Source organism: Sphingobacterium sp. UBA7855 (assembly GCA_002500745.1).
Taxonomy (GTDB): Bacteria; Bacteroidota; Bacteroidia; order Sphingobacteriales; family Sphingobacteriaceae; genus Sphingobacterium.
This window is the reverse complement of the sequence record DLST01000012.1, coordinates 171,839-184,981: the sequence shown is the minus strand read 5'-3', so window position 1 is coordinate 184,981 and position 13,143 is coordinate 171,839. Positions and strand designations below refer to the sequence as shown.

Below are 13,143 nucleotides of genomic sequence, written 5' to 3'. Positions count from 1 at the left end.
TTTGTTATCCCTAAAAATAAAAGAAATGCATATAGTGACTAAATTCACGCTTATTTTTCTGTCTAGTATTGTCACCATGTTGGGCCATGCACAGTCCAGTGTGACTTTGACGCATGAGCAAAACAACAAAGAACAGCAAGATACGGTTATCCGAAAAGGGATCCCTTGGTTGGATGAAACGATAACTGAAGAAAATCGACTGCCCATGCATACCGATTTTGTAACCTTTCCGAATACAGATCAAATTGTCAATTACGATTGGCGTCAATCCTCCTCTTATTTAAGTTTGAATGGCTCTTGGAAATTCAAATGGGTTAATAGCCCGTCTCAGTTGCCAGCTCAATTTGAATCACTAACCTATGACGATCGTCATTGGGACAATTTTCAGGTGCCCGCTAATTGGGAGCTTAATGGATACGGTTTTCCAATGTATACCACTTCAGGTTTTGAGTTTACCTATCTGATCGGCAAGCCAAATCCCCCCATTGTACCGATGGATTTCAATCCTACCGCGGTGTATCGCCGCGAGGTAGTTATTCCTGCGGATTGGCAGGGGAAGCCTGTTATTCTACACATTGGGGCTGCTAAATCTAATTTATCTGTTTGGGTAAACGGCGAATATGTCGGATATGGCGAGGATAGCAAATTACCATCCGAGTTTGACATAACAAAGTATTTAACAAAAGGAAAAAATCTGATTACCATGCGCGTTATGCGATGGGGAGTAGCGAATTATTTGGAGGATCAGGATATGTGGCGTTTAAGCGGAATCACGCGTGACTGTTATTTGCTGATGCGACAACCGCTGCATGTGCGTGATATTCAACTATCACCAACACTCAACGCTTCTTTTGATAAAGGAGTCTTAAAAACCAAACTCATTTTTAACCGGATTAATCAGGAAAATTTCAAGGCAGAGATCACACTGCAGCAGGATGGCCGGGTGATATCAAGTAAAGCTGTGAAGGTTTCTGGACAGGAAATAAATGTTGAGCAGACAGTAGATAGTCCTGCACTATGGTCTGCTGAGGTGCCGAATTTATATCAGGTAGTTGTCAAGCTCATAGACCATATGGACAAAACAGTAGAGGTCATTCCATTGCGAGTCGGTTTTCGTACGATTGAGATTAAGAGTGGACAGTTGCTGGTTAATGGACAACCTATTCTTATTAAAGGAATAAATAGACATGAGACAGATCCCGTCTCAGGGCATGTGATCTCAAAAGAAAATATGCTGCGGGATATACAACTTATGAAGAAATTCAATATCAATGCCGTTCGTACCAGCCACTATCCCAATGCCGAATATTGGTTGCAGCTCTGTGATCAATACGGTCTGTATGTGATCGACGAAGCCAATATCGAATCACATGGCATGGGCTATGATCTGTCCTACACCATGGCGAATAGGCCGAATTGGGAGAAAGCGCATGTAGCACGTGTTGAACGTCTTATTCAGCGAGATCGGAATCATCCAAGTGTCATTATTTGGAGTATGGGCAATGAAGCCGGAAATGGGTATAACTTCTATCGGGCCTACCTCCGAATGAAAGAGCTCGATAGCAGCCGTCCTGTACAATACGAGAGGGCCGTGAATAATTATGGCGAATTAAGATTTGACTGGAATACAGATTTAGTGGTGCCTATGTATGCCAGTCCATCTGCGATGAAAAATTATGCAGCCCGTAACCCTAAGCCTGAAAGGCCTTTTATTCAATGTGAATATGCACATGCCATGGGAAATTCGTTGGGCAATTTTAAGGATTATTGGGATATCATTCGGGCAAACAAAGGGATATTTCAAGGTGGATATATCTGGGATTTTGTGGATCAATGTTTTATTAAAGTCAATGCTAAAGGAGATACGGTATATACTTATGGCGGAGATTACGAACCAAAAGAAGCTATTACGGACTGGAATTATGCCTCCAAAGGAATTTTTTACGCGAACAGAACTCCCTATCCCCATGCATGGGAAATGAAAAAAGTATATCAGGATATTCATACTAGTTTATTGGGCGAAAAAAAGATAGCAATTTACAACGAGCGCTTTTTTAGCGGGCTTGAAAATGTTGAACTTCAATGGGAAATTATAGTTGATGGAGAAAAAACGGAATCTGGACTAATCAAGAATTTGAATGTATCGCCGCAACAATCTGTGGTGCTATCTATACCTTATCAAAGCGTAGTATCTGGCGAAAAGTTTCTGAATCTGACCTATCGACTGAAAAAAGCCGAGGCTTTACTTCCAACTGGGCATATTATTGCAACTGAACAGTTATTTTTGGGCGGTGTTTTTCGGCCTAATACCGCCGTTTTAGCACAGGGAAAAATCAATACGGAGCGAAAAGAAGGAAATCTCATCGTGTCGGCCAAGGATTTGCTGATCGAGTTTGATCTTAAATCAGGATGGCTAACGAGATATCATTTTAAAGGGCAGTCTTTTGTTGATGAACACACCGCATTTAAGAGTAATTTCTGGCGTGCACCGAATGATAATGACTTTGGTGCAAATACACCGGAAAAATTGAAGCCTTGGAAGCAGGTTTCAGACTCTATTGAATTGATTGAAATTAAATCAACAGTTGTCAATAATCTAGCGTACGTGAATGCAACCTATAAAATGCCGCAAGTATATGGACAGCTGGAAATGAAATATTGCATTAATCAATTGGGTGAAATGCGTATTTCTCAGTCATTCGTTGCTGATACCACAAAAAAGGTAGCTGTTCTTCCACGTTTCGGTATGCAATGGATCTTGCCCTCAGGCTTTGAAACGATCAATTACTATGGAAGGGGACCGCAGGAAAACTACATTGACCGTAATTTTTCATCACCTGTGGGACTATATAAACAGACGGTGGATCAGCAGTATTTTCCTTATGTAATGCCACAGGAGACAGGCAATAAGACGGATGTTCGATGGATGGAAATAAAAAATAAAAGTGGTCGCGGATTGTTGTTTACGGGAGATTCCACGTTTAGCATGAGTGCTTTGCATTATTTTGACAAGGACTTGGATGATGGTCTCAAGCGTCAACAGCGACATGCTGCCGACTTGGTCAAGAGAAAGCAAACACAGCTTAATATTGACCTTAAACAGATGGGGGTGGGCGGAGTGAATAGCTGGGGAGCATGGCCGCTTGAGGAATATACGTTACCTTACAAAGATTATTCCTTCTCCTTTGTTGTAAAACCAGTAGAATAATTGTAAAGTCTTGTATTGCAAAAGATTAGTTTAATTAACTTTCTAGTTACTGAGTCACATCTTCGGATGTGACTTTTTTATTGTGAACAGTTGGTTTTTGCCGTTGAGCTTATGAATTGCTTTCTATGTTTCGGGAGGGTAATAGGTGTGTATGCTAATTTGTATTGCTAAGTTTGGAGCTTATACTCGCTTTTGGTAGGTACAATGTTAACTTGTTCGTGGATGTTCTCTTGCTGTTTCTTTGCTTTTCTACCCATGAAATAGCAAAGAAATAGCAAAGAAATACCAATGAAACAGCAAAGAATAAGCAGAGAAACAGCAAAGAATAAGCAAAGAATAAGCAGAGAAACAGCAAGCAAACGGCAGTAAATAAGCTAACAAAGCCCAAACCAAGTTCAATGAAGGCCCGAACAAAGAACAAAGAATCGGCAGAGAAGCTTCGAAGGAATAGCATAGAAATATCAATGATACATCAAACAAGAAATAATAGCTAAAACTCCTATTTATATAACGAATAATGAAAAAGACGTAGCGCATATGAAAAGTTACCCTGAAACATGAATAAAACATGTAAATTGAACAAATCTTTTTGCACGGAATATCATTTTTAAGCAAATGAACATCAATTATCTATTATTATCATAAATCTTTTGTCAGGCTTTTTATGCGGTGTGCGCATACGGACAATCTATTTTAAATTGTTCGTATGCGCACACTTTCTTTTTCGTAGAGCGTCTTGAAAATGCCTTTAAATGTGCTCAGAGGCAAAAACGGGTTTATTGTGGCCAATGGTATAGTATTTGGCATGCAGCAGCTAACACGGTTGGTATGTCACCTTTTCATTTCCGTTATTCACCGAGATTATGAGACCTTTGGTCTAAAGTCTTTAGGCTAGCGGCATATTGCTCTGTAGTTTCGGATCAAAAAGGAAAAGGATATAAACTAACACAATTAAACAAAAAGATAGTATGAAAGGATTCGTAAAAACATTCACAGTAGCAGCTTTAATTGCCTTATCCTCAGTTGTCATGGCGGCTGAAAAACCAGTATCAAAATCAGAAATAGTTCCTGTTAATCTCTCCACAGCAGAGTTCGCCTTGCAGCATTATGTTGCGGTAACTACTGCCGGAGCATCTTTTGGGCTAGAGCAATTGTTTGCCCAAGATTTCAGTCAAAAAATTCATACTTCCACTATACATACCTATGGACGCCGTGCGGTGATTGAATGTTTGAATAAACAAGAGGGTGAAATTTTGAATTGCAAAACGCATATCAAGATCGTCGAAAAATCTGCAGATTATATGATTGCAAAAATTGTATTGAAATTTGACGGCTTTAGCATGACTGACCTAGTGACTTTGGTGTATGAGAATGGCAGTTGGCAAGTTTCAAAATCATTCCATTCGTATCAATAAGCCTATTCTTAACAGCTGTATCGATTGTAGCGCAATAGTACTGATGTTGTTCTTATTTTTTCTTCTTGGCTCCATTATTGTGTTAGGACGATTGCCGATTGGGCAATGGACAGCGGTTCGGGTTGTAAATCCCTGAAATGAAGTATCTAAGGTTTGAAATTACCAAATGTGGTTTGAATTCTTTAATTTTGAATATACTGATTAGGGATACCCTATTGTCTCCTCGGCAAAGGAACGTTTGGAAAAATTCAGAAATACGGATGAATGATGATATTGAAAGAAAGAATCGGTCATAATTACCTAAAATACCTGTTTACTGGGACGCTTTCAGCTCTGCTAGCTACAGGGTATGCACAGGAAGTAGAGAAACAGCAGAAAGATAGAAAAGAGAAGCAGCAATCTATTGAGCAAAGAAGTAGCGGAGAAGTACAAACTATGGATTCCATAGAGGTTGTACGCGATTACCGGCCTATGCTAGCCGATGCCGTCAAGGTACGTCGGAGCCCGGATATGAAGCGTATCAATCGTGACGCTATAGAAGCAGAATTACGTCAGATCGCTACCACCACTTATTTAGCGCAGCAAAAATATAAACAAGCGTATTATCATGAATTGATGAAACGTCATCCAGACGCATCACAAAGTAATATTGATAATTATCGGATCAGCTTCTTGGCCTATGGGGCTGGCGAATACAAAAGAGCAAGCGGTATGTTGGAGACAATGAAATCTTCGGACGCCTTTTATCAAGGTGCAATCATGACTTTAGGCCACATTGCTTTGGAAACCGGCAACAAACAAGCTGCTCGAGATGCCTTTGTGAAGGTGACAAAATTAGACCTCGATCGACAAGTGAAAGCTGATGCGCTGTTTAACTATGCCAAAGTCCTGCTCGAACTGGATTCTACCCAAGCTGCGCAAAGAGTACTCGAAAAATATATAGCACAAGAAGTGAAACCTGCTGATCCTGGTACAAAGAGGCTAGAAAGTCCAGAAACGTTATCGGCTGAAATCTTGCGGGGTACAACCAACTTCCACGCGGGGGTCAGCATGCTTGAATCGCTAAAGCAACGCGGAAGGGAAGTCAATGCGATCTATCAAAAGGTAACGTATTATCGCGGACTGGAGTTTTATAATGAGCGTGCTTTCGAGAACAGTATATCGATGTTTATGCGATCGGAAAAGTTTCCAGCCAACGCTGAAATGGCTGCTCTTGCCACCTATTGGAAGGCTGAGGCAATGTACGAAGTCCGCAAATTTGGGGAAGCAGTAGAAAACTTTTCCCGGTTCCTACGTTTGCCCGCTGCTCGAAATAGTGAAGTATACAATTATGCCAATTATGGACTTGCATATGCAGCCTATCGAAATAATCGTTTTGCATTGGCGGCAGAGTATTTTGAACGCTTTCTAACTGCCGGTGGAAGTACAGTGGATCAGAATATACGGTATGACGTCATCGCCCGACTGGGTGATTCGTATCTTTGTCTTCGCGATTACAGCCGGGCAAACAAATATTATGACCAGCTGATCAACAGCAAAGCACCTAATCAGGACTATGCCTTTTTCCAGCGTGGTATTATCTTTGGTCTGCAAGGCGACAATGAAAAGAAGATGAGTACGCTACGTTCCGTGCTGAAGCAATTCCCCGCTTCTAATTATGCGGATGATGCAGCTTTTGAAATTCCTTACACCTATTTTACGATGGGAAACTATGATAATGCACTCAATGGGTTGCAAGGAATGATTGAAAAGTATCCCCGTAGTAGTTATGTTCCTCGCGCCCTAATGACCATTGGGCTTGTACAGTACAACAATGATGAACCCGAAGCAGCTAAAGTTACTTTCCAAAAAGTAGTGGAGAAATATGCCAGAACCGCTGAGGCGGAGCAGGCTATGCGCTTTATTGAAAATATTTACCTCGATCAGGGAGACGCTTCGAGCTATATTCGTTACGCTGTAGGTACTAATGTGGGAAATCTGAGTCCTGCGGAGCAGGATAATATGGCTTTCCAGGCAGCCCATTCGCTCTTTGCCCGCGGTGAGTACGGTGCAGCCGTGGAAGCTATCAACGCTTATTTCGACAAATTTCCAAAACCTAAACAGGAGAAATTCGCGCGTTATATCCGTGGTGTAAGTTCTTACCGTATAGGTCACCCGCAGGAAGCGTTGCACGATTTAAATATTATACTGAACGACTGGACGAGTAAGTATACGGAGAATACCCTGTTAACAGTGGCTGCTTTATATTTAGGACTCAAGGAATACAATGAAGCTATTGTGCATCTGAAAAAATTGGAACTCAATGAGGAGTATAAAAAGAATTATGGGTATGCGGTAACCAACCTGATGGTATGTTATTTCGAACTTGGTGATATGGAACAGGTGGCCAAATACGTGAATTTGATCAAGAATTATGCAGGGGCAACTCAGGAGGAAATAGCAAAGGCCTATTTATACAACGGAAGGTCCTTACTGAAAGAAAAGAACGTCGCGGCTGCCCTGAAAGAATTCAACCTGGCTGCACTGAAAAGCCAGTCTGCTGTTGGCGCAGAAGCGCGTTACCGCGTGGCGCTGCTGCAATATGATAATAAGGAATATGATAAAGCGTTGGAAACTGCTTTTGATGTTATCAACAATAGGGGAGCACAAGAATATTGGGTAGCTAAGAGTTTTATATTGCTCGCAGATGCTTATGCACGCAAAGGGAATACTTTTCAGGCAAAAAGTACATTGAAAAGTGTTATTGAAAACTATGAGAAAGATGATGATATTGTTCCATCTGCGAAAGAACGCTTACAGCGATTGAAGTAATATCTCTAAGAAGTTTTCGCAGCGGATTTAATGGTGAGTATAAAGCTATCCGGAATGTAGATTATAGGTAAGATTATAAATTTATGAGTCTGATAAATTGGACTTTTTTATCAACAGCTCGATAAAAAGCGAGGTCTTATCCTCGCTTTTTTTATTTGCAATGTCAAGAAAATCAGTTAAGCTATAGATATTTAGACCATTAGCAGCACCAAATTACCACATTAACCTAGGAGAGCACCCATCGGATCCTAAATATTGTATCTCGAATTTGTCGATCAATGGTTTTATTTGTAAATTAATTGTCACTAAAACAATTATAATCTTCTTATGAAAAACGTCTACTTGATCCTTCTCGGGCTACTTTTGCCGGTACATGTTGTATGGTGTCAATCAGCTATCGCTTATTTAGGCACTGATAAAGGACTTTCAAACGATTTTGTAACGGCTATCTTTCAGGATAAGGATGGGTTTATGTGGTTTGGAACATCCAATGGCCTGAATCGTTACGATGGATATGAATTTAAAGTTTTTAAAAATGAGCCATTATCTAATAATACCATTCCCGACAATCGTGTAACTGCGATCGCCGAAAGTGCTTCCGCGCAGCTCTATGTTGCGACCAAAAGTGGGTTGGCAGTCATAGACGCCAATCGTTCAGTTTGTAAGCAAGTGTTGGTGCGTTCGCAAAGAGAAAATAAACTTCTAAATTTTCCTATCCATCAAATAGAGAAGGATATGCTAGGTCAGTTATTTTTGCAAGGCGGATCTAAAGGGCTTTTTAAAATTGAGGAAACGAAGGATGGAAGTATTGCGACTAGGATACCTTTACCATATGCTGGCCAAAAGGATTTCGACTATCGTGTTTCAGCTATTTGCAAGGCAGCTGATGCTGGAATTTGGGCAATAATAGATCATCTTGGTTTGGCTTATTATGATAGCAAAAAGAAGAGTTTTTCAATTGTGAAACAGGGTGATTTCCAGTCGACAACTATGGCTGTGTCGGCAATCGGGGACGTTTGGTTTGCCAATTATCAAAAAATTAATTGTTATCATATAAAAACGGGCGTGTTTGATCAATATAAGTACGATACTTATCGAAAAGCTATCGTTAACCTTTATTTTGGAAAAGACAAAAAGCTGTGGATATGTACCGATGGTGCGGGCATTCAAAAATTTAACACCACGACACAAACTTTCGAAGAGTATATCGGATTTGACCAAAAACAATTAACCAGTCGATCTGTTTTTGCTGTTTGGGAAGATAAAGATGATCGGATTTGGATTGGCACGCTAAGGGGTGGGGTCAATATTGTGGATCCCGTAAAAAGAAGATTTCAATCATTTAAACTTATTCCCAATAGTCAACGGGTGAATACCACCGATTTTATTTTATCATTCGAACAGGCCGATCGCGATCATATTTGGATAGGAACTGACGGGGATGGATTATATAAATGGAGTATATCGGAAGGCCATTTGGTTAATTATACCTATTCAGCTCCTATGCAGAGCAAACCTTCTTTTATAACATCCTTGCTTCAGCATCAAAATGACCAGTTGTGGATTGGAACCTACGATATGGGGATTGTAAAATTAAATACAAAAACAGGCGATGTTAAGCATTATAGCTGTTACTATCCGAATACGCCATACGCCAATAATGCTGTATGGCGTTTATTTAAAGACAGTAGGGGGACATTTTGGGCTTCCACCCTTGCCAGTGGAAATGTCTATCGCTTAGATACCATCACAGATCAGTTTAAATACCTCGATTTACCAATAAATGACGTGTTGACGTTTTACGAAGATAAAGATGCTACCTTGTGGATGGGATCCTGGAATTCCTTATTCCGACTGGATTTGCGTACGATGAAATACAAGAGTTATCAGATCGGTACTCCAATTCGTTTTATCCAACAAACAGAAAATGGCTTTCTTTGGCTTGGCACCGAAGGGGGAGGACTTTTACATCTGAACTTAAATACAATGAACTATAGGCGCTATACCGAAAAGGATGGACTTGTTAGTAATACGTTGTTAAATAGCTTACAGGATGCACAAGGCAACATGTGGATATCTTCACTCGACGGACTCTCCAAATTGGATTTACAAAAAAAAACATTTCAAAACTTCTACCAGTCAGACGGTCTTCAAAGTAACCAATTTAATTACAACGCTGCCATCAAATTGCATGATGATCAGTTGATTTTTGGAGGCATACGTGGTTTTAATATCATCAGACCGAAGGACGTATTATTTAAGACCCGTTTTCCTGCGTTAAAATTGACCCGATTGAGTATCGATAATATGCCATATGACCAGAGGGGGCAGGAGAGACAAATTCCTTTAAATGAGGTGAAGCGTCTAAAAATTCCATTTGATAAAGCAGTATTATCATTTTCCTATGCGGCATTGGACTTTAGTTTTTCGGATAGGATCGACTACGCCTATTATTTGGAAGGCTGGGACAAAGATTGGAATTACGTTAATAAACAACGGACAGCCTATTATTCTAATCTTAGAGAAGGTACATACAAATTACATATTAGATCAACCAATGCAAATGGCGAATGGAACCCGGCAGAACGAATTATCGAAATAGAAGTTTTGCCTCCGTGGTATCGAAGTTTTTGGGCATATCTAGGATACTTCTTGCTACTCGCTGCGGTACTCTATTTTTATAATAGGTATAGGGAGAATAAAGCTTTATTGCTCTTTAAAGTGAAGACTGCAGAGTTTGAGCGTGATAAAGAACACGAATTACTCGAAGATAAACTGGCATTTTTTACTCACATCGTCCATGAGATCAGAACTCCATTGACACTCATTGTAAATCCGATTAAAGATATAGTCGTCAAGTCAAAAAAGAATATGGCAGATTCAGACGAGCTACTGTCTATTTACAATCATTCCAAGCGGTTGTTAAACCTTGCGGATAAGCTTCTTTTGTTTAGAAAATCCGATGGTAATTTAGACGAACTCTCCAGTAAGGTTTTTGACATTATACAGGTGTGGCGAGACGCCTTTGAGTCCTTTAAACAATTGGCCAGTGCTCGAAATATTACTTATTCATTTGAAACAACTATTGAGAAACTGATTATAAATGCAGATAATGAAAAACTCGAAATCTGTTTCATCAATTTACTTCAAAATGCGCTTAAATATACAGACAAAGGGGGATCTGTATCTGTTAAAGTGAACCGTATAAAATCCGAATTGATATGTGATATCATCGATTCCGGACAGGGGTGTCCAACCCATTTGACAGAAGAAATTTTCAAACCTTTTAAACGTAATTTTAATCTATTCAACCAAAGCGCAGATGGTTTTGGGATCGGACTGTTTTTTGTGAAAAAATTTATTACGCTGCACGAAGGTAAATTGGAATATACTGCAAATCCAAAAGCTGGAGCTACTTTTACAATACGATTACCAATTCATCAGGTCAACTCAACGACGATTGATGCAACTGTCGAATTACAACAGGCTTCTTCTAGACATCTTGCTTCTGCGGAAGAAGATAAGCGTGAACATACACCTTCAATCTATTCCAAAAAACGACAACCACTTGACGAGTGGTATGGTGATGGTATGCAGGAGAAAATATTAATTGTTGATGATAATGAAGATATGCTAAATTATATTGCCGGAATTTTTTCTGACAAATATGAAGTTATTAAAGCAGACAGTGCCGAGATGGCAATAACTGTGTTGGAAAAAATAGAACCAAGTATCGTCATCAGTGATATCATGATGGGTGGAGACTCTGGAATCGATCTCTGCAAACATATGAAGAGCAATACAAAGCGGAGCCATGTTCCTATTATTTTGTTAACTGCAAGTTCGTCTTTTGATGTTAAATTAAAAGGGATCGAAGTTGGGGCAGATGACTATATTGTTAAACCTTTTGATAAAGAGTTACTCGTGGCACGAGTGGAAAGTCTGATAGAAAACAAAAATAGATTGCATACTTATTTTTACAGTGAAATCACATTGCAGTCGAAAGATCATGAGGTTCCGACCGCCTTTAAAGATTTTCTTCAACGCGCTATCGCAGTAGTTGAAAAGCACTTGTTGAATGAAAATTTTACGGTAAAAATGCTTGCCGACGAGCTAGGCATGAGCCACTCCAATATGTATAGAAGAATAAAGTCTATTTCAGGTAAATCTGCCAATGAATTTATCCGTTACATTCGGATGCGCCGCGCCGCGCAATTGCTGATTAGCAATAAAACGAATATTAATGAAACCGCTTATCAAGTTGGCTTTAAGGATATCAAACATTTTAGACAGCATTTTTCCAAAATCTTTGGTTGTTCGCCCTCTGAATACCGAAAGCGGTACAGCCACCTCGGAAATTTGCCCGATAATATAAGTTAAACGTGACGGATTAGCTAAAAAATAAAAGAGCAGAAAAACAGTAACTCTCATGAGATATCCTGTGTCTCTGCTCTTTTTTGTACAGCTAGCTTGCTATTAATAAGGCCCACTGTGACTGGTCATACCGTCTTTACGCATAGCTTCTATAATCAGACAGTTGTAGACGTAGTCCCAACTGGAACTGACTTCCGAATTTTGATTTAAACCATAAGGCCACCAATGCATGCTATCACCACTTAGAACGGCTGATTCATCTAAAGTAATCATTTTTAGCGTTTTGTTGGCGTTTGCCAAACTATATTTACCATTTATAATCGCCTGCGACCACCAGCTTGTCGTTCCAGTCCCCAAGGTATGATTCATCTCATGCAACATGGTACGGATATTTTGGTATCCTTCACCCGAACCAAATCGCATCCAACCCTCATTGTTAGCGTCGGCTGTCGGTACGCCTGGATCGTAGTTGAGATAAATATGTTTCGTAGCAGAAGTATAATTATTGACATACCACACTGCACTGTCGAGCGCAACTTGCAATCGTTGATAAGCAGCAAGTTGTTGCGCCGTAGGATTATCGGCTTTATTAAACGTATAGGTTACCTTACCCTTAGCAATTGTATGGAATGCGATATCGGGACCGTAGCTCACACCGGTTTCGTTGATTGCATAAGCGCGTAAATGATAGTTTGTGCTTGGATTAAGGTTGAGTATACCTATTCTAAATTTTCCAGTACCTTTTGAACCGTTCGTCACTTTGTGATCGTTTAAAGTCGGTTTTTCCTGTAGGCTCCAACATATCCCTCTTTCCGTAATAGCACCACCGCCGCTACTGATAATATTCACGTCATAATATGCGATTGATGATCCGACAATAAAGATCGGATTAGTGCCAAAGGTAACCGATTGTATATCGGCCGTGGTCAATACCTGTTGTTCGCCATAAGCAATTCCGCCCTTATTTTTGGCGTAAGGTCTAATGTAGTATGTTTGCGAGGGGGCAAGGGTTGTTAGTGCCACACTAAATTCACCAGAACCTTTACTGGAAGTTGCTTCCATCGGATTATTGTCGATGGTCGGATTCGGCTCTTTATTCCAGCAGATGCCACGACTGGTAACAAGTGCACCACCTTTGCTTAGCACCTTTCCTGTAATCATCGCACCTGTAGTCGTGATATTGGAAAAGGATAATTTACCAAGCTCAGCAAGTGCGATATCGTCTGTTTTTTCTGTAGGCGTCACTATACTGCTTTCGGGAGTAGCCTTTTTACAGCCTGCTAAAGTGCAGGCTGTAAAAAAGACATAAAAAACTAATCTATTCATCTATTTTGG

5 protein-coding genes are annotated in these 13,143 nt (G+C 40.1%); 4 read left to right on the top strand and 1 reads right to left on the bottom strand.

Translation table 11 applies throughout. The annotated features are described in order from the left end of the window. The first annotated feature begins 25 nt into the window (after positions 1-25). From B2107_RS11105 to B2107_RS11090, 4 genes are all read left to right on the top strand, one after another. Entirely contained in the window at positions 26-3,208 is a 3,183-nt protein-coding gene (locus B2107_RS11105; RefSeq protein WP_293955702.1) for a glycoside hydrolase family 2 TIM barrel-domain containing protein, read from the top strand. A 968-nt stretch (positions 3,209-4,176) separates the two neighbouring features. Then, complete coding sequence (locus tag B2107_RS11100) at positions 4,177-4,623, top strand: nuclear transport factor 2 family protein (RefSeq protein WP_293955701.1); 447 nt, start codon at positions 4,177-4,179, stop codon at positions 4,621-4,623. A gap of 264 nt (positions 4,624-4,887) precedes the next feature. After that, positions 4,888-7,434: a tetratricopeptide repeat protein gene (locus B2107_RS11095; protein WP_293955700.1), complete on the top strand. Its 2,547-nt coding sequence runs from the start codon at positions 4,888-4,890 to the stop codon at positions 7,432-7,434. Between the two features lie 327 nt (positions 7,435-7,761). Further along, positions 7,762-11,814 carry a hybrid sensor histidine kinase/response regulator transcription factor gene (locus B2107_RS11090; RefSeq protein WP_293955699.1) on the top strand — a complete coding sequence of 1,351 codons (4,053 nt, stop codon included), beginning with the start codon at positions 7,762-7,764 and terminating at the stop codon, positions 11,812-11,814. A 96-nt stretch (positions 11,815-11,910) separates the two neighbouring features. Here B2107_RS11090 and B2107_RS11085 read toward each other — a convergent pair whose 3' ends face one another. Then, positions 11,911-13,134, bottom strand: coding sequence for a hypothetical protein (locus B2107_RS11085; protein WP_293955698.1), 1,224 nt, complete (start codon positions 13,132-13,134; stop codon positions 11,911-11,913). Positions 13,135-13,143 lie beyond the last annotated feature (9 nt).

Excerpts from the sequence above, each read along its gene's own strand:
- B2107_RS11105 (WP_293955702.1), top strand. The coding sequence starts at position 26 with ATGCATATAGTGACTAAATTCACGCTTATTTTTCTGTCTAGTATTGTC.
- B2107_RS11100 (WP_293955701.1), top strand. The coding sequence starts at position 4,177 with ATGAAAGGATTCGTAAAAACATTCACAGTAGCAGCTTTAATTGCCTTA.
- B2107_RS11095 (WP_293955700.1), top strand. The coding sequence starts at position 4,888 with ATGATGATATTGAAAGAAAGAATCGGTCATAATTACCTAAAATACCTG.
- B2107_RS11090 (WP_293955699.1), top strand. The coding sequence starts at position 7,762 with ATGAAAAACGTCTACTTGATCCTTCTCGGGCTACTTTTGCCGGTACAT.
- B2107_RS11085 (WP_293955698.1), bottom strand. The coding sequence starts at position 13,134 with ATGAATAGATTAGTTTTTTATGTCTTTTTTACAGCCTGCACTTTAGCA.